At 65.9% G+C, this 17,384-nt stretch carries 13 protein-coding genes; all 13 read right to left on the bottom strand.

Going from position 1 to position 17,384, the window contains the following annotated elements; all coding sequences use genetic code 11:
* Window positions 1-12 precede the first annotated feature (12 nt).
* The 13 genes from hemB to Q0672_RS06100 all read right to left on the bottom strand — a co-directional run bounded on the left by hemB (window position 13) and on the right by Q0672_RS06100 (window position 17,378).
* Window positions 13-1,023: a porphobilinogen synthase gene (gene hemB, locus Q0672_RS06160; protein ID WP_298620784.1), complete on the bottom strand. Its 1,011-nt coding sequence runs from the start codon at window positions 1,021-1,023 to the stop codon at window positions 13-15.
* Window positions 1,024-1,204: 181 nt separating this feature from the next.
* A complete protein-coding gene (locus Q0672_RS06155; RefSeq protein ID WP_298620782.1) occupies window positions 1,205-2,638 on the bottom strand; it encodes a lipopolysaccharide biosynthesis protein in 1,434 nt (477 codons plus the stop codon).
* Window positions 2,639-2,864: 226 nt separating this feature from the next.
* The gene (locus tag Q0672_RS06150) at window positions 2,865-4,040 is read right to left on the bottom strand and encodes a hypothetical protein (RefSeq protein WP_298620780.1); all 1,176 of its coding nucleotides are present in this window, start codon (window positions 4,038-4,040) and stop codon (window positions 2,865-2,867) included.
* Between the two features lie 35 nt (window positions 4,041-4,075).
* Complete coding sequence (locus Q0672_RS06145) at window positions 4,076-4,930, bottom strand: AAC(3) family N-acetyltransferase (protein WP_298620778.1); 855 nt, start codon at window positions 4,928-4,930, stop codon at window positions 4,076-4,078.
* Window positions 4,927-6,345, bottom strand: a complete 1,419-nt coding sequence (locus tag Q0672_RS06140; protein ID WP_298620776.1) for a glycosyltransferase — start codon at window positions 6,343-6,345, stop codon at window positions 4,927-4,929. Before Q0672_RS06140 ends, Q0672_RS06145 begins: the two co-directional genes overlap by 4 nt.
* Window positions 6,338-7,588, bottom strand: a complete 1,251-nt coding sequence (locus Q0672_RS06135) for a glycosyltransferase family 4 protein (protein WP_298620774.1) — start codon at window positions 7,586-7,588, stop codon at window positions 6,338-6,340. Before Q0672_RS06135 ends, Q0672_RS06140 begins: the two co-directional genes overlap by 8 nt.
* Before the next feature lie 6 nt (window positions 7,589-7,594).
* A complete protein-coding gene (gene xrtA / locus Q0672_RS06130) occupies window positions 7,595-9,133 on the bottom strand; it encodes an exosortase A (protein WP_298620772.1) in 1,539 nt (512 codons plus the stop codon).
* Window positions 9,134-9,175: 42 nt separating this feature from the next.
* Window positions 9,176-10,531 (bottom strand): putative O-glycosylation ligase, exosortase A system-associated, encoded by a 1,356-nt coding sequence (locus Q0672_RS06125; RefSeq protein ID WP_194271178.1) that lies wholly within the window; start codon window positions 10,529-10,531, stop codon window positions 9,176-9,178.
* A gap of 48 nt (window positions 10,532-10,579) precedes the next feature.
* Window positions 10,580-11,932 (bottom strand): phenylacetate--CoA ligase family protein, encoded by a 1,353-nt coding sequence (locus tag Q0672_RS06120; RefSeq protein ID WP_298620769.1) that lies wholly within the window; start codon window positions 11,930-11,932, stop codon window positions 10,580-10,582.
* Between the two features lie 8 nt (window positions 11,933-11,940).
* The gene (locus Q0672_RS06115) at window positions 11,941-13,041 is read right to left on the bottom strand and encodes a glycosyltransferase family 4 protein (RefSeq protein ID WP_298620767.1); all 1,101 of its coding nucleotides are present in this window, start codon (window positions 13,039-13,041) and stop codon (window positions 11,941-11,943) included.
* Window positions 13,038-14,243 carry a TIGR04063 family PEP-CTERM/XrtA system glycosyltransferase gene (locus tag Q0672_RS06110; protein ID WP_298620765.1) on the bottom strand — a complete coding sequence of 402 codons (1,206 nt, stop codon included), beginning with the start codon at window positions 14,241-14,243 and terminating at the stop codon, window positions 13,038-13,040. The genes Q0672_RS06115 and Q0672_RS06110 overlap by 4 nt, the downstream gene beginning before the upstream one ends.
* Window positions 14,244-16,172, bottom strand: a complete 1,929-nt coding sequence (locus Q0672_RS06105; protein WP_298620763.1) for an XrtA/PEP-CTERM system amidotransferase — start codon at window positions 16,170-16,172, stop codon at window positions 14,244-14,246.
* A 15-nt stretch (window positions 16,173-16,187) separates the two neighbouring features.
* On the bottom strand, window positions 16,188-17,378 hold the full coding sequence (locus Q0672_RS06100; RefSeq protein ID WP_298620761.1) for a TIGR03088 family PEP-CTERM/XrtA system glycosyltransferase: 1,191 nt from the start codon (window positions 17,376-17,378) through the stop codon (window positions 16,188-16,190).
* Window positions 17,379-17,384 lie beyond the last annotated feature (6 nt).

Here is a 17,384-nt window from a genome sequence, read left to right as displayed (position 1 = left end):
GTTGGCCTCTGCTTACGCGTCTTCCTTCAGCCAGCGGGCGGCGTCCAGCGCGTAATAGGTGAGAATGCCGTCGGCGCCGGCACGCTTGAAGGCCACCAGGGCTTCCAGCGCACAGGCCTTCTCGTTGAGCCAGCCATTGGCCGCCGCGGCCTTCAGCATCGCGTACTCGCCGCTCACCTGATAGACGTAGGTGGGCACCTGCAGCTCGGATTTCACCCGACGGACGATGTCGAGATAAGGCATGCCGGGCTTCACCATGAACATGTCGGCGCCTTCCGAGATGTCGAGGGCGACTTCGCGCAGGGCTTCGTCGGAATTGGCCGGGTCCATCTGGTAGGTGTATTTGTTGCCCTTGCCCAGATTGCCGGCCGAACCCACCGCGTCACGGAACGGGCCGTAGAAGCTCGACGCGTACTTGGCCGAATACGCCAAGATACGGGTGTAGATCTGACGGGCGGCGTCGAGCTCGGTGCGGATGCGGGCCACGCGGCCGTCCATCATGTCGGAAGGCGCCACCACGTCGGCACCGGCCTGGGCGTGACACAGCGCCTGTCTGGCGAGCACTTCCAGCGTCTCGTCGTTGAGCACGTAGCCGGTGTCGTCGATCAGGCCGTCCTGGCCGTGGCTGGTGTAAGGGTCGAGCGCCACGTCGGTGATGATGCCCAGATCGGGGAAACGTGCCTTCAGGGCCTGCACCACACGGGGCACCAGGCCGTCCGGGTTGTAGGCCTCTTCGGCGCCGAGGGATTTCTTGGCGTCTTCGACCACCGGAAACAGCGCCAGCGCCGGCACGCCGAGCGCCACGGCCTCTTCGGCGACGCGCAGCAGGTTGTCGAGGGAAACACGGCTCACGCCCGGCATGGAGGCCACGGGCTGGTTGATCTGCTCGCCCTCGAGAACGAAGACGGGGTAGATCAGGTCGTCGGCAGACAGCCGATGCTCGCGCATCAGGCGGCGAGAGAAATCATCGCGGCGCATACGGCGCATGCGGGTGGACGGGAAGGCGGAATGAACAGGCTTCATGGGCGATCTCGGGGTGCTTACATCTGGAAACGAATTGAACCCGGAACTTTCGTCCGGGTTGCCAAGACTAACACGCAGATGGTGACGAACCGTCTCCCGCTATACCTCCCTGAGCGGGTGCCTTGAGCAAGCAAGGCATTTTTGGCCCCCGGCAACCCCTCGCCGGGGGTTTTTTATTTCATCAGCGCCGCACGACCCGCCGCACCACCGCACCTACCTCCGCACCCACCGGGTGACGGGTGACCACCACCCCGATCACCCAGCCGATGGACGAAGCGATGATGCAGCCCACTACGCCGAAGAACGGCGCCGCGTGGGGAAAGGCCAGCTTGAAGGCGAGGCACGACGTGGCCGCGCACAATGCCACCAGCAGTGACGGCCCCAGGGCCTCGCCGACGCGGCTGAGATCGAAACCCAGCAGACGGCGCAGCACCAGCAGGGTGTAAGCGGTAATCAGCAGATCGCCAACCGCAATGCCCGCGGCTACGTGATCGAGGCTGTACATGCTGCCGATGAGGATCAGCACCACCTTGATCGGCTGCCCGACCAGCTGGAAGCGCAGGGTGTATTTCGACTTGCCGGTGCCGCTCACCACTGCCGCGCCGGTCACCGCGATCGTCAGCGCCGCAGAGCCCACACAGAGGATGCGCGCCGGCTCGATGATCCGCGCCCACTTCTCGCTATAGAGCAGCAGCACGATGGAGTCCATCGCCAGCGCCATGCAGGCGAAGAGCGGAAAGGCCAGTGCGCTGAGATAGCAGATGCTCTTGAGGAACTGATCGCCAACGCTTTCGCCGTCCCGGTGGGTGCGGGCGAAGGCCGGCATCAGCACCGGCGTCAGCCCTTCCATGATCGAGCGGAAGGCCAGCCCGACCACGCCCTGCGATCGGGCCAGATAACCCGCGGTTTCGATGCTCATCGCCTTGCCGACGATCATCTCGGGCGCCGACAGGCCGAACTCCCACAGCAGCGACGATCCGCAGAAGCGGCCGCCGGTGCGCAGGATGTGCCGCCATTCGGAGAACTCCATGCGCATCGGGACTTCGCGCTTGGTCATCAGCACGGTCATAAGCACCGTGAGCGTGGTGCTCGCCACCGCGCCCCAGGCGAGGCCGATGAAGCCCACACCCATCGAGCACAGCCCGATCGACACCGCAGCCTGAAGCGTGCCGGATGCCAGGTTGATCCGCACCACCTTGTCGAAATTGAGGTTGCGCTTGAGGATCGCCATCGACACCGACCCGAAGGGCAGCAGGAAGAAGTTGATCGACAGCACATGCATCACCAGCCCGATGCCGTCTTCCCGGTAGAACGCCGCCACCGGGCCGCTCGCCACCCAGGTGAGCAGGCCGAGGGTCCAGCTCATGATCACGGCAATGGTCGCCGCCGTCTGGAGCCGCACCGGGGTGAGATCGCGCTCCTGGATGAGGTAGCTGGTGATACCCAGATCGCGCAGGGCGTGGGACATGGCGAGGATCAGGCTTCCGATGGAAAAGATGCCGATCTCTTCGGGGGAGAGCAGTCGCGCCAGGACAACCGACGAGACGAACTGGATGACAAACACGATGGCTTTCTCTCCGACGGAGAGAAAGACCGCTTTCTTTACATTAGCCATGGGTTACGGACGCGAGCCTCGCCCCTGAGAATCCGACTGAAGCATCAATGATTTCAACACAAGTGAATGGATGGACAGCGCGCGCCATCTTGGGGCTGTGCATTTGATCGAGTCGGTGGGGTTAAGCTTCGAGCGCGAAGCATCACACAAATCGTTGGTGCGCCACGATGAAGCTGTGCACGGGTGTGCAAACAATTGTTCTTTTCTCACTGCATTCCGTCTGGTTTCACGCGGCCGGCCCCTTGAGCCCATAGCCCCCGACATCGCGGTTCGCAGCATCCATCATCAGCGCATCGGCGTAGAACTTTGTTGCCCAGTTGGGCAGCTGCCAGGGGTGATACCCACCGTTGATGGGATGGGCGCCCTTGATGGCGCCGATCATCTCGCGCTCGTCACCGGCGAGGCGCTGGGTGCGCTTCACGAACCCGAGGATGCGCGTGGTGGCATCGCGGTAGCGCGCATCACCGGTGATCTGGAACAGACGCCCCCAGTTGATGCCCAGCTGGCAGTCGCCGGTGAGACACGACCACTTCACCGTCGGGCGCCAGTCCTGGTCGAAGCGTCCCGGCATGAAGCCGTCGGCCGGCAGGGCCGCGATCATCGCATCGCCGATCTGGCGGGCGGCCTGGATGAAATCCTCACGCCCGGCATAATCGCCGATCTCGAGCAAGCCGCGCATGGCGTAGGCGATGGTGTGGGTGAAGGGCTGGGTGTTGTCCTGCAGGCAGTTGGTGTCGAGCCAGCCGTTGGACCGCGCCTGGGTCAGCGCCCATTCGCAGTTGCGCACCGCGGCGTCGAGAAAGCGCTGCTCGCCGGTGATCTCGTGGGTGCGGGCGAGGCTCCAGGCCGAGCGGGTGTTGTAGGTATTGACCGATTTGCCGGTCATGGGCGAGCCGAACTGCCGCCAGCAGCCGTCGTCGTCCATGATGTCGCACAGCCACGCGGACGCACGCACCGCGGCATCCCGATAGGCTTCGTTGCGCTCTTCCTCGAAGGCGCGCACCCAGCCGAAGATCACCTGCCCGGTGTTGAACACCGTGGGCTGGTCCGAATCGCCCAGAGCGCCGGCCAGCACGCCGCCGCCGGGCAGCTGGATGTCGATCTCCCAGTCGGCCATGCGGCGCGCCCGGACGCGGCAGTCGTCGTCGCCGGCCAGCGCCGCGTAGCGGTACAGGGTGGGAATGATGTAGCCGGTGGTCTCGGGGTAGGACGGGGCCCAGCGGCGCGAGCGAACCAGGAAGGTCTGGGCGACGCCGCCGTTGCCGGTCACGTCCTGGGCCAGCTTGAGCCAGGCGATGGCGGCGTCCAGGTGGACACGATTATCGACGGGCGTCGTCATGCCGATGCCGAGGGTGTCGCGCAGCACGAGTCCCTTCTGGCGGAGAGTTTCACTGAGGCTCATCGTTGGTTTCCGGGCTTCATGCGGTCACGGGCGGCTCAGGGCCGTGCGCCTGCCGTTTCGGGGAAGTCGAAGAAATGGGCGCCGCCCGCCACGAAGCGGGCCGATTCGCGGCTGTGGTCAGCCGCACGGATCCAGGTAAGGCGCGTGTTGCCGAGCTTGCCGTGGTGGAGCACCCCGACCTTGTCGAGATGGGCCACCAGCCGGGGCTCGCGGCGCAGCTTGTTGGCCTGGGCGGCGAGCACCCGCACCGCGCAGGTGTGCCGTTCGCCAGCCCGGTCAATCACCACGCCGGTGTGCAGATCCGGCTCGTAGAGCGGGAAAGGCAGCGTCGCGGCAAGCTGGTCCTCGACGAAATGGGTGTAGGTGAAGGTGGAGAACGGCGCGTCGAAACCGAGGATCAACGCGTTGCGTTCGAGCAGCCGGGCAAAGGGCGATTCGCCGCCGAAGGGTTTTTCGGCGGCCTCGTGGCCAGCCACGAAGGCATCCGCGTCGCGGCCCCAGGCCAGGAGCGGATGGGTCACGCTCAGGCTGCGCACCACGCCCGCGCTGCGCCGGAAGACCTCCGACACGATGCCCATCATCGACGGGCTGCGGGCCACGTTCATGGGCTTGCCCGTGGCGAGCCACTGGGCCGAGCTCATGTTGTGATACGGCATCGACATCATCACCAGCAGCCCTTCAGGCCCCACGGCTTCCTTGAAGGTGCGCACCACATCCGCCGGCTTGCCCTTGAAACCGTTGAGCGGCAGCCAGGACGAATGGACAACCAGCGTCGAGCCCGGCCTCACGCCGATCTCCCGCAGACGGGCAGCGAGTTCTTTCGGGCCATAAGCCCAGATGGTCTTCGCCGCGGTTTCCTTGACCCACTGTTTGAGCGCGCCGAGGCTCATCGCCCTGCCCTCCCCGGCTGCCCGGCGACCACTTCGTCCAGCACCCGGGCGAAGCGCTCCGTGATGGCCTTGCGGTCGAACTGGGCTAGATAGGCGTCGTCGGCCTCGACGATTTCGGGCACCGGCCGGGCGAGCCACTCGCGCAACATCGCCTCGCAAGCGTCCACCGATTCGGCCGGCACCGTCTTGCCGAGGCCGGCCTTGTCGATGATCTGCTGGGTCGCGCCCGGGTCGCACAGGGCGAAGATCGGGCGCCGCACCGAGACGTACTCGAAGAGCTTGCCCGGGATCACCCCGTCGGAGGTCTCGCCGGTATCGACGATCAGCAGCAGGTAGTCGCAATTGACCTGAGCGTCCATCGCTTCGCCATAGCTCACGTCGCCCACGAAATCATAGAGATGGCCGATGCCGTACTCGGCGATGATCTGGTCGTAACGACGCTGGATCTCCGGCTCGACGCCGCCGATGATGCGCACGCGCGCCCGCCCGGCCAGCGCCGGATCGGAACGGTGAATGCGCCCGAGGGCTTCGGCGAAGGCGTAGCCCTTGCGGTTCTTGAACAGCCGGCCGGTGTAGATAAACTCGATGGTGTCACCGTTGAACGGCCGGGTACGCTGACGACTGCCGTAGAGCTCGGTGTCGTAGCCGTTGGTGAGCGTCTCCCAGCGGGCCTTGAGCTGCGGATGCAGACGCTGCATGTAAGCCGTCTTGGGCTCGGAGACCGTGACGATCACGTCGGCCCGGCGCAGCAGCCGGCGCTCCATCCGGAACTCCATCTTCTTGCGCCACTCGGGCATCCACTCGCGCAGCACATCGCCGTACCACAGGTCGCGGTAGTCGGCGATCCACGGCAGGCCGGTTTCCTTGCGCAGCTCGTGGCCGACGTGAAGACTGGAGAACGGCGGCAGCGTGGTGTAGATGGCGTCGATCTGGCGTTCGGCGCACAGCGCGCGGCACACCTTGAGGGCATCCTGCGCCCAGGGGCGGAAGTCGTCGGGTACGTTCACGAGGGTGCGCAGCACCCAGCGGATCATGCCGTGGGCCTTGTCCATCAGCCCGCCGCCCGACTGCGCCACAGGCGCCCGGGTTGCAGCAGGCGCCGGCTTTGTCGCTGGTGCCGCAGCAACAGGCGCTGGCGCGGCGGGCTTGCGGCCCAGCAGGCGCTTGACCGTATCGGCGATCTCGACCTCGAGATTGCGCAGCGGCAGTCGGATGATCTCGTCGCCATCGACGATCTCGGCCATCAGCGCCTCGTCGTAGTTGCCCTCGCGGCCCGAGGGCTGCAACGTCACCACGATGCAGCGCCAGCCAAAGCGGCGCAGGTGCTCGACGAACTTGACGGTGCGGATCCGGCCGATGGTCTTGAGTGGCGGAAACTCGCCGGCGATGACCAGCAGCGTGCGGGGTTCAGCCATGCTTGCCTCCCTTGTTCTGCAGGCGTTCGCATAGATTCTGGAAGATCTGGACGCTGTGCTCCCAGCTGTGGGCCTGGGCATGGGCCAGGGCGCCAGCTTCGAGGCGGGCCCGGAAGGCGTCGTCACCAAGAACGCGCAGGATCGCGTCGGCGATCTCATCGATCCGCTCGCCATTCACCAGCAGCCCGCTGACGCCATCCTGAACGGCCTCGACTGCCCCACCCGCCCGGCCGCCGACAACGGCGCGGCCGCAGGCGTTGGCTTCGAGAAAGGTCAGCCCGAAGCCTTCGGTGTCGCCGTCCGGCATCGTGCGGTTGGGCATCGCGAACAGCGCCGCGCTGCGATAGGCGGAGAGCAGGTCGGCGTCGCTCAGGGCGCCCGCGAGAGTGATGCTGTGGGCCACGCCGGACTGGTCGACCAGCGCCTGCAGCGAAGCCCGCTGGGGGCCGTCGCCGATGATCAGCAGATGGCAGTCGGGGTGGGCGGCAAAGACCTGGGGCCAGGCGCGGATGGTCTGGTCGAAGCCCTTGCGGGCGATCAGGCGGCCAACGGCCACCACGATCCGCTTGCCCGCGAGCCCGAAGCGCGCGCGGAACGCGGGGTCGTCCGGGCCGGGCGAGAATCGTTTCGTATCAACGCCGTTTTCGATGAGGCACACGCGATCCGGGGCAATCCCCATCTCGTCCACCAGCACCCGCTGGGTGAAGCGGCTCACCGCGACCACCGCATCGGCAGCCCGCAGGTGGGTTGCCCGACTGGCACCGAAGGAGCCAGCGTCGAAGCGGGTGGTGATCTCTTCGCCATGCACGTAGATCACCATGCGCTTGCCGAAGACCCGCTGGAAAAACTCACCGAGCCAGGCGGTGGAAGCCAGTTCACCGATGCAGATGACCTCGATGCCATGCCGGCGGATGAGCTTCCAGACCGTCCAGATGACCCGGAGCCGCAGCGGAACGTCGATGGTGAGGAAACGCCAGGCAGCGATCAGCTTGTGAGCCGGCCGGCTGATCCGCGGCCGGAGCAGATCCAGCCGGTACACGGGAAAGCCGCAGTTCTGGTCATGGGCGCGCCAGCCCGCGATCTCGGCACCGTCGTTGTAGTCGCGCCGGGTCGCCAGGGCGACCATCCGCCCCTTCGGGGCGTAACGGCACAGGTTCGAATAGACGGTCGCAGACCCTCCCTGGATCGGCGTGAAGATGCTGGCAACGATGAGGCATGCGCCAACAGACGCGTTTCGGGTCATGCGTCCTTATTTCCGGTCGGCGGTCGCGGTGCGTTCGAGATCGGCCAGGATCCCGGCAACGTGCTCGTTCGCGAAGGCCGCCGTCCTGACGCGGGCAGCTTCGACGCTGTCGGGACTATAGGCCGTGATCGCCACCGCAGCAGCGTCGTCGCCCCGACCACGGAGCCGCGACAGGGCTTCGAGGATCTTGCTGGTGAAATCGCTGGTGGTGGTCATGCCATTCACCCAGTAGAAGTGATAGACGGCCGCATGGACGCCCTTCTTCACGAAGCCTTCGAGCCGCACGTCAGGCACGTTCGGGCTGTCGTTAGGCGGCTGGGTGGAGATCGACCAGCCCCATTTCTTGGTGGGTTCGAGCTGATTCTGGATGTTGATCAGCTCGGTGCCCTGCGTCTGATTACGATAATAGGCGACAAAAACGTCGACCGGCTGGCCCTGATACGTGTAGGTCGCCTGATGGACCACCCGCGCACCCGGGAAATGGGGGCGGATCGCGTCGTCGGCCGACTCGCCCTGGGGCAAGGTCGCCAGGGATTCGAGCCGCAACGACGGCGTGTCGGACGAATCCGGCGCCTGGAGGACCTGAACGACCATGTGCCAGCCGAAGGGAATCGCCGCGGCAAGCAGGGTCGCGCCCATCAGGACCGGCATTGGCGCCTGGATGCCCTGGCTCGACGGGGCGTGCTCGGGCACCGGATCGCGCCAACGGGCCCCGATGGCGAAGCTCGCAAAGATCGAGACGCCGAAGATCACCCAGCCCAAGGCAATGTGGCTCAGGCCGAGGCCCCACTCGTTGGCGGTCTTGTGGGCCACCATCACGATCACATAGGCGCGGATCCAGTTGGCGATCAGCGGCATCACGATGGCCCACAGCATGAACAGGATGCGTTTGCGCCACTGGGTGTAGGTGAGATACGCGAAAACCGCGCCGATGAACACCGAGGTGAGCAGGTAGCGGATGCCGCCACAGGCTTCCACCACCGACCACTGGCCGCTCGGAATGACGAAGTTGCGGCCTTCCTGATAGACCGGCACACCGCTGTGACGCAGGGCCACGACGGTGGCGTCGGCCGTCCAGTTCATCAGCACGGGCAGGATCTCCTGGCCGAAGGGCACCGCAAACAGCAGGAAGAACAGCGGGCCGAACACGCGACGGAAGATCTCGTCGCCCGTTACCGCCCAGACTGCGCTGATCATCATCAGCACGATGGCGAACTGCACCACCGCCGCCACCGACACCAGCTCGCCCAGCATGGCGAGGAAGCCGGTCAGGACGAGCGCCGCAAAGCCTTTCCAGGACGGGCGGCAGAATTCCCCGCGCAGCACCGGCAGCTTGCTCCACAGCAGGTAGGCCACCACCACCAGCACCACGTAGCCGTGCTCGTGGCTGGGCAACGTATCCCAGGCGTCGAGCACCATCCGCACCTGGGTGCGGAAGCTGAAGAGGATCGCGCCCCAGGCGATGAGCACGACGACCAGCCCAAGGAGGCCGCTACCCCGCCGGGTGCCGGAAAGCACCTTGCTGTCGATCAGCTGATCAGCCATGGCAGTCGATTTATGGTCAAGAGAAGTCATCAATGTGTCTCGTCAGCTGGAAGTTGCCTGCAGGCGGCCGACTCCGGCCTGCGCCGGGGACTGTCCGGCGGGCGTCGCGCCTGCAGTGGCCGACTCCTCGGCCAGTCGTTTCTTGATCCACTTTTCGGTCATCACGACCATCGCCATGAAATAGAACGGCATGTCCCAATAGGCCAGGCTCAGGAAGGCGCCACCCACCGCAAAACCGATCAGGCTCACCTTGACCATCGAACCGAGCTGGCCGGCCCATTCGAAATCCGGGCGATCCACCGCATACTTCATCAGGCGTCCGGCAGTCCGGTAGGTCAGCCCCCAGAACAGCAGGTAGAGGATCAGCCCGATGTAACCGTGCTGGCCCAGCACCTGGAAATAGATACTGTGCGCCACCAGGATGAAGTTCGAGTTGGGCGCGTACATCTGGTAGATGATCGGCGTGTTGGTGAGGAAGCCCGCGCCCAGCACGCGGCTGTTGGCAATGTTGATCGCCATCATCCAGGCGTTGAGACGCCCCAGCGCGGATTCATCCTGGTCGTAGGTCTTGATGGTCTCCATCCGCGAGGTCCACTCTTCAGGCATGAAGTAGACCATCGCCGGAGAGAGGATCAGGAGCACGAGGCCGATCGAGAGCTTCGACTTGCTGCGCCACCAGAACACCGAGAACATCGCCGCGATCGACAGCAGCGCGCCCCGGGAGTGGCTGCCGATGGCCGCCACCGCGCACAGGAACATGGTGACGTAAATGCCGCGCCGGACCCAGGTCTTGCCGATGGGCCGCAGCACCGGCAGCGTCACGACTTTTTCCACCTGCAGGGACAGGAAATACAGCAGCGGAATGGTGATCACGAGGGCGACGGCGAGCTCATTGTTGCCCTCGACCACGCTCTGCGGCGGCCCCCACACCCGGAAGGAACCACCGGTCATCAGGGTGAACAGGCCGCCCTTCGCCCCGAAGTAGGCGATCGACATCGCGGTAACGCCCACGAAGCCGGTAATCTGCTCCCGCGTCTGCATGGTCGAGGCCACCACCAGCACCATCATCAGCACCTTGATGACGTCGAGGTAGATCGAGAGGCTCTCGGGCTGGTGGATCGCGGTGAGCGTGGTGATGCCCATCCACGCCACGAAGATCGCCAGCACGGTCACGGGGGGCGCCGTCGGGGCGCTCACATGCTTGGGATGGGCGGCCATCGCGATGACGATCAGCACGGCCGAGATCATCGCCAGCGGCATGGTGTAGGCAAAACCCCAGCCCAGCCGGTGGGGGTTCATCAGGCCGATCCACACCCACAGCAGCGCGCCGTTGTACGGCGACTTCAGTGCCCTCAGGGCGCCGTACGAAAAGAGTAATAAGACCAGTATGTCACGCACTGCGTTTGCCCCAATCGGTCAGCAAGACCGTCAACCACCCAAACCCTGTCAGGCCGCGACGCGGCTGATCACGTAGCGGAATTTGCCGGACTTCTCGGCCGGAATCTCGTCCACCAGCTTGACGTCGATGGCGACCGACTCTCCCAGGCGACGCTTCAGGCCGCTCTCGATGCGCCCCACGTCGCCGGGTTCGAAAGCCGCGCCGGGAATCACGAAGACCGTCGTCAGGGCCTTGGTTTCCTGGACGATCTTGAACGATGCCACCCCGGGAATATCCCGGAGCACATAGATCAGCGACAGACCATGCATCACGGTTCCGTCGGCGGCGATCACGAAATCGGTGCTGCGCCCCTGGATCTCGCTCAGAATGGGCAGTCCCCGACCACATGGACACGCATGATCGCTCAGGACACCGACATCGCCCGTGCGGTAGCGCACGAATGGGTAATCTCTTGTTGCGAGGTGTGTCACGACGATCTCGCCGGACTGCCCCGGGGGCAGCACATTGCCATCGCTGTCGATGATCTCGACGACGATGTCCTCGGCGGTGATGTGCATCGAGCCCGACGGGCAGGCGTGGGCGATGAAGCCCGCGTCACGGCCGCCGTAGCCGTTGGCGACCGGCGCCTTGAACAGCCGGCTGATGACCTCGCGCTGGTGGTCGTAGAGTCGCTCCGACGTGACGAACACCACCTTGATACCCAGGTCGTCGAGGCGGATGCCCTTCTTCTCGGCGTGGGCGGCGATGTGGCTGATGGCCGACGGATAGCCGAAGAGCATCTTCGGGCGCATCTCGCGGATGCGGGCGATGAAACCCTCGACCTTGGCGTCGGACATCTCGAAGGCCGGCAGCAACTCGGTGCGCATCAGCTTGTCGCGGATCAGGCGCACGCGGTCCTGGGTGCCCAGTTCGATGGGTGAACCCCAGATGACGATCTCCGGATCGCCGATGTCCACGTCCCACCAGCGGGTGGCGCGCCACTTGGCGGCCACATCGTGGGTGACGCGCTCGGTGCCGATGAAGAAGATCAGCGGCTCGCCGCTCGACCCGCCGGTATTGAAACGCGCCAGGCCCTTGGCGTCGTCGGCGCGAAGGCCGTCGCTGTTCTGCTTGATCACCGCCTTGGTGAGGAAGGGCAGCTTCTGCAGGTCGGCCGGGCCGGTCACCGTCTTCGGATCGAAACCGGTGCGGGCGAAGAGTTCGCGGTAGTACGGCGTGTGGGCGCCGATGTCGGCCAGAAAAGCCTTCAGGCGCTGGGCCTGCTTTTCGAGGATGCGCTCCCGGGGCCACCACTGGACGTCTTCCATTTCCTGGCGGATCGCCACGGTGTCGTGGTGCTTCAGGCGTTCCTGAACGGGAAAGAGGACGTTGGCGACGAAGCGGGTGTACAGGTCAGACATGTGGGCTCCTACGTCCGGCGGGCCGCGCCCGAGGCACGGCAGGCGTCGGTGTACGCGGCAAGCAGTTCATTCTTGACGGCCGACCAGGCGTAGCGCCGGACGTCGTCCTGGCCCGCGGCGCGGATTCGCGCCGCCAGGGCCGCATCGTTGAGGAAGCGCAGCGCGGCATCGGCCATCGCCTGCGGGTCGTCGGCAGGCACCAGCAGCGCGGTGACTTCGTGCTCGACGATGAACGGAATCCCGCCCACGTTGGTGGTGACCACCGGCACACCACTCGCCAGCGCTTCGAGCACCGAGTTGGGCATGTTGTCCACCCGGCTCGGGTTGAAGGTCAGATCGGAATCCCGGTACAGCGCGGCCATCTGGTCGCGGTCGAGCCGGCCGGTAAAAACGACCTTGTCGGCAATCCCGAGGCTGGCGGCCAGGGCCTGCAGCTCGGCGGCCTGGGGGCCGGTGCCGGCCACCGACAGGCGGGCGTCGGGGCGCGCCTCAGCCACCCGCGCGAAGGCCTTCAGCGCGGTGTCGATGCCGTAGATGGGCTCGAGGTTGCGGGCCACCACGATGTGGGCGGCCGGCTTGCGGGTCGCGTCCGCCGGGCGAAAACGCGCCAGGTCGATGATGTTGGAGACGATCCGCCCCTCCATCCCGAAGCGGTCGAAGACCTCTTTCAGGAAGCCGGACGGCAGCACCAGCATCGCCGCACGCCGCATGCTCGCGCGCACGGAGTCGGCAGAACGATTGAGGAAAGGTTCGGCCTCGCCACCCCGGTAATTGACCACCACCGGCTTGCCCCGCAGGCTGCCGATCCAGATCGCCGGCGCGGCAAACAGATGCCACGACCAGCCGGAGTTGGCCATCACGTGGAGCAGATCGGCCTTTCCGGCGGCGCGCCACAGGTGCAGCAGATACGGAACCAGCCGGAACAGCGCGCGGACGCCCTTGAGCTTTTCGGCCCAGGCCGGGCGGTACGGAGCATTCACCTGCACCACCTCGACTTCAGCGCCCTCCCCGCGCAGCAGCTCGCCGAGCTGCCGGGTCTGATTGGCCATGCCACCGGCAGGCGGCGGCAGCGGACCGACCAGCGCAATCTTCAGATCAGCGAATTTCATGCCGCCGATCTCGGCGCGAGCCGACCGTACACCGCCTTGTAGTTGGCGACGCTGTTCTTCCAGTTGCGCACGTCTTCGACGAAGTGACGCCCGGCGGTACGCATGGCGGGCCAGCGATCACGGTGGGCCAGCATGTCGTTGAGGGTGGCGACCAACGCGGGTACCTGGCCGGCGGCGAACAGGCGACCGGTCTCCCCGTCGCGGATGAGTTCCTTGTGGCCGCCCACGTCCGAGGCCACGAAGATGCGGCCCTGGGCCATCGCCTCCAGCGGCTTGAGCGGCGTGACCAGCTCGGTCAGGCGCATGGAATGGCGCGGATAGGCCAGCAGGTCGATCAGGTCGTAGTAACGGCTGACTTCGGAATGCGGCACGCGGCCAGTAAACACCACCTTGTCGGCGATGCCGAGGCGCTGGGCCTGGGCCTTGAGGTTGGCGTCCTGGGGGCCACCGCCGACCAGCAGCACGCGCAGGTCGGGCTGACCGGCGTGCATCGCGGCAAAGGCGTCGAGGAGCAGATCGAGGCCTTCGTAGGCGTAGAACGAACCGACGAAGCCCAGCACCGTCTTGCCCTGCAGGCCCAGCTTGGCCTTGAGGGTTTCGTCCGCGGCGCCGGAAAGCTGGAAACCTTCCACGTCCACGGCGTTGGGGATGACGGTCACCTTGGTTTCGGGAACGCCCCGGGCGACGATGTCGCGGCGCAGGCCTTCGCAGATGGTGAACACGTGATCGACGCGCTTGATGGCCCAGGTTTCGAGGGCGCGGGTGGCGCGGTAGCGCAGGCTGCCCTCGGAGGTGGTGCCGTGATCCACCGCGGCGTCTTCCCAGAAGGCGCGGATTTCATACACGACCGGAATGCCCAGCCGACGGCCGACGCGGATCGCCGGGATGGCGTTGAGCACCGGCGAGTGGGCGTGGATGACATCAGGCCGCAGTTCGCGGGCGAGCTGTTCGAGGCGGGCTTCGGTGGCGCGGATCAGGCGCCATTCGTTGATCCCGGCCGGGCCGGCGGGCGGCACTTCGGAGCGGTAAAAGCGCAGGCCGTCCACGTCTTCCATGGCGGCGGCGGTCTTGCCCTGCTTGGGCGAGGTGACGTGGAAGGTCTCCCAGCCCAGGGCGCGCTGTTCGCGCAGGATGGCCGCGGTACGGAAGGTGTAGCCGCTGTGCAGCGGGATCGAGTGATCGAGAACGTGGAGGACGCGCATTTACTGACTCATCACGGCCACGGCGGGTTTGGGGGCCGCGGCTTGGCTGTTACGCAGGAAGGCTTCGAACATCATGGTGGTCCACAGGGGCGCGCTGTAGTCGCGGGCGCCAGACTGGTGGGCATCGACCAGATGCTCGAGGTAATCGCGGTTGAAGATGCCGGTTTCGGCAAGCGTGGAACCCAGGATGGCCTCGCGCACGCGCTCCTTGAGCGGGCCACGGAACCAGCGGGCCAGCGGCACCGCAAAGCCCATCTTGGGGCGATACAGGACGTCGCGGGGCAGCATCGGCTCCATGGCCTTCTTGAAGACGAACTTGCCTTCCTGGCCCTTGATCTTGAGGCCAGACGGGAGCGTGGCCAGCCATTCGACCAGCTTGTGGTCCATCAGCGGCTCGCGCACTTCGAGGGAGTGGGCCATGCTGGCGCGGTCGACCTTGGTGTTGATGTCGCCCACGAGGTAGGTCTTGGTGTCGAGGTACTGGATGAGGGCCAGCGGGTCGTCGGTCTGGGCGGCGTTGCCGTGACGGCGGAAGACTTCCAGCGCGTTGTAGCCGGAGAGTTCCGCGCGGAACTTGCTGGAGAACAGGCTGCGCCGCATGTCGTCCCGCAGGATCGAGACGGAGTGGAAATACGCCTGCACCGAATCCCGGGCCAGGGCCTGGAAGGTGGTCTTGGCGCGGAACATCCGCGGCGCCCAGTCGGCCTTGGGATACATCCGGCCGAGCAGCCCGAACACCGGACGGGGGATGCCGGCGGGCATCGAGCCGCGCATCTTTTCTTCCATCAGATGCATGCGGTAGCGGCGGTAGCCGCCCAGGCTCTCGTCGCCGCCGTCGCCCGACAGGGCCACGGTGACGTGCTTGCGGGCGAGTTGGCAGACCCGATAGGTCGGGATCGCCGAGCTGTCGGCGTAGGGCTCGTCGTAGAGCGCGGCCAGGGTGTCGATGAGGTCGAAGTCGTCGGATTTGACGGTCTCGACGTAGTGCCGGGTCTGGTAGCGGTCGGCCACCATCTTGGCGAACTCGGATTCGTTGAAGGCCGGATCGTCGAAGGCGATCGAGCAGGTGTTGACCGGATCGGACGACAGGCCGGCCATGGTCGCCACCACGGCGCTGGAATCGACGCCGCCCGACAGGAAGGCTCCCAGCGGCACGTCGGAGATCATGCGCAAGCGGACGGATTCGCGCAGGCGCTCGGTGAGTTCGGCGGTGGCGTCGGCCAGCGACAGGGGGTTGTCGAGCGTGAAGCGCACGTCCCAGTAGAGCTTGGGCGCGGGGATCGGCTGGCCGCGGCGGATGCACAGGCTCTCGCCAGGCTGGAGCTTCTTCGCGCCCTTGAAGATGGTGCGCGGCTCGGCCACATAGCCGAGGGCAAAATACTCTTCGACGGCGTGGGGATCGATGCGGCGATCGAGGCCCGGGTGCTGCATCAGCACCTTGAGCTCGGAACCGAAGACCAGCGTGCCGTCGTCGAGGATCGCGTAGAAGAACGGCTTCACGCCCAGGCGGTCGCGGGCCATGAAGAAGGTCTGCTTGTTGCGATCCCACAGGGCGAAGGCGAACATCCCGCGGAAGCGCTGAACGCACTCCTCGCCCCAGGATTCCCAGGCGTGGACGATGACTTCGGTGTCGCTGCGGGTGTGGAAGCGGTGGCCGAGGGCTTCGAGCTCGGGCACGAGTTCCTGGAAGTTGTAGATCTCGCCGTTGAACACCACGGCCACGGTGCCGTCTTCGTTGAACAGCGGCTGCTGCCCGGTGGAGAGGTCGATGATCGACAGGCGGCGATGGCCCAGGGCCACGCCGGGTTCAAAGTGAAGATCACCCTCATCCGGCCCACGATGGAACTGGATGTCGTTCATCCGCTTCATCAGGTCGCGATCGAAGTCACGACTGCCGCGGGTATCAAAAAGGCCAGCAATGCCGCACATGGAATCTGTTTTCTTTCAGTGAAGGGCGTTTCTGGATTGGATGGCAGCCGCGGAACCGGGCTGGGCCGCGCAGAGGCGCGTTTCGTAAAGCGAAAGATAGCTGCCAACCATTGCATCAAGACTGAACTGGGCGCACACGCGCGTCCGGCCGGCAGCGCCGAAGGCCGCAGCGCGGGCCGGGTCGGCGAGGAGCGCGGCCATCGCGCCGGCCAGCGCGGCCGGATCGGCGGACGGCACCAGCAGGCCGGTTTCGCCATCGACCACCAGCTCGGCGTTGCCGCCCACCCGGGTGGCGATCACCGGCAGGCCGGAGGCCATCGCCTCGAGCAGGGTGTTGGAGATGCCCTCGGCCAGCGAAGGCAGCACAAAGACGTTCATGCCGCTGTTCATCAGCGGGATGTTGGATTGCTCGCCGGCCATCCAGACGTGCTGTTCGAGCTGCTCGGCCTTGAGCAGCGCGGCGAGTTCGGCCTGCAGCGGGCCGCCGCCGACGATCATCAGCCGGGCGCGACGGGCAGCATCCGGGTTGCCTCGCACGAGCTCGCCAAAGGCGCGGATCAGGTTGGCGTGGTCCTTGACGGCCTGCAGGCGCCCTACTGCCCCGAAGACCACCAGGCCGGGATCGTTGAACGGCGAACCAGGAATCTCGCCACGGGTGGCGACGGGCACGAAGCGGTCGGTATCGACACCGTTGCAGATGCGCCGGACGCGATCGGCCCGCACGCCCACCTTGTCGGTGAGGTAGGACTCGATCCGCTTCGACAGCGCCACATAGCCGGACACAAAGGGCGAATACGCCTTGCGAAGCAGCTGGAACTTGCGGCTGACACCTTCGAGATCGGACGCATCCCAGCCGTGTTCGCCGTGGATGCGCACCGGCACACCAGCTGCCCAGGCCGGCACCACCATCTCTAGGGCCGCCAGGTTGCGGGTATGCACGATGGCCGGGCGATGCTCGCGGAACAGCCGATACAGCGTGGGGTACAGCTTGATCCCGTGGCCCTCGCCTTTTTCGATGGACATGAAGGTCACGTCGCTGCGCTTGATACGTTCGCAGAAGCTCGGCACGCAGCGGGTGAGCGCGACGATCATGTGCCGGAAGCGCTCGGGCGGCATCCGGTTGATGAGGTTAACGATCCCGTTCTCCAGCCCGCCAACGTCGAAGCTGTAGACCACGTGAATCACCAGGGGACGGGGATCGTTCATGAAATC

It is taken from the genome of uncultured Zoogloea sp., from assembly GCF_937894855.1.
Classification (GTDB): Bacteria; Pseudomonadota; Gammaproteobacteria; order Burkholderiales; family Rhodocyclaceae; genus Zoogloea; species Zoogloea oryzae.
This window is presented reverse-complemented; position numbering and strand designations above follow the sequence as displayed.

Bases quoted from the DNA above. Each gene is read 5' to 3' on its own strand.
- hemB (WP_298620784.1), bottom strand. From the start codon at position 1,023: ATGAAGCCTGTTCATTCCGCCTTCCCGTCCACCCGCATGCGCCGTATG.
- Q0672_RS06155 (WP_298620782.1), bottom strand. From the start codon at position 2,638: ATGGCTAATGTAAAGAAAGCGGTCTTTCTCTCCGTCGGAGAGAAAGCC.
- Q0672_RS06150 (WP_298620780.1), bottom strand. From the start codon at position 4,040: ATGAGCCTCAGTGAAACTCTCCGCCAGAAGGGACTCGTGCTGCGCGAC.
- Q0672_RS06145 (WP_298620778.1), bottom strand. From the start codon at position 4,930: ATGAGCCTCGGCGCGCTCAAACAGTGGGTCAAGGAAACCGCGGCGAAG.
- Q0672_RS06140 (WP_298620776.1), bottom strand. From the start codon at position 6,345: ATGGCTGAACCCCGCACGCTGCTGGTCATCGCCGGCGAGTTTCCGCCA.
- Q0672_RS06135 (WP_298620774.1), bottom strand. From the start codon at position 7,588: ATGACCCGAAACGCGTCTGTTGGCGCATGCCTCATCGTTGCCAGCATC.
- xrtA (WP_298620772.1), bottom strand. From the start codon at position 9,133: ATGGCTGATCAGCTGATCGACAGCAAGGTGCTTTCCGGCACCCGGCGG.
- Q0672_RS06120 (WP_298620769.1), bottom strand. From the start codon at position 11,932: ATGTCTGACCTGTACACCCGCTTCGTCGCCAACGTCCTCTTTCCCGTT.
- Q0672_RS06115 (WP_298620767.1), bottom strand. From the start codon at position 13,041: ATGAAATTCGCTGATCTGAAGATTGCGCTGGTCGGTCCGCTGCCGCCG.
- Q0672_RS06110 (WP_298620765.1), bottom strand. From the start codon at position 14,243: ATGCGCGTCCTCCACGTTCTCGATCACTCGATCCCGCTGCACAGCGGC.
- Q0672_RS06105 (WP_298620763.1), bottom strand. From the start codon at position 16,172: ATGTGCGGCATTGCTGGCCTTTTTGATACCCGCGGCAGTCGTGACTTC.
- Q0672_RS06100 (WP_298620761.1), bottom strand. From the start codon at position 17,378: ATGAACGATCCCCGTCCCCTGGTGATTCACGTGGTCTACAGCTTCGAC.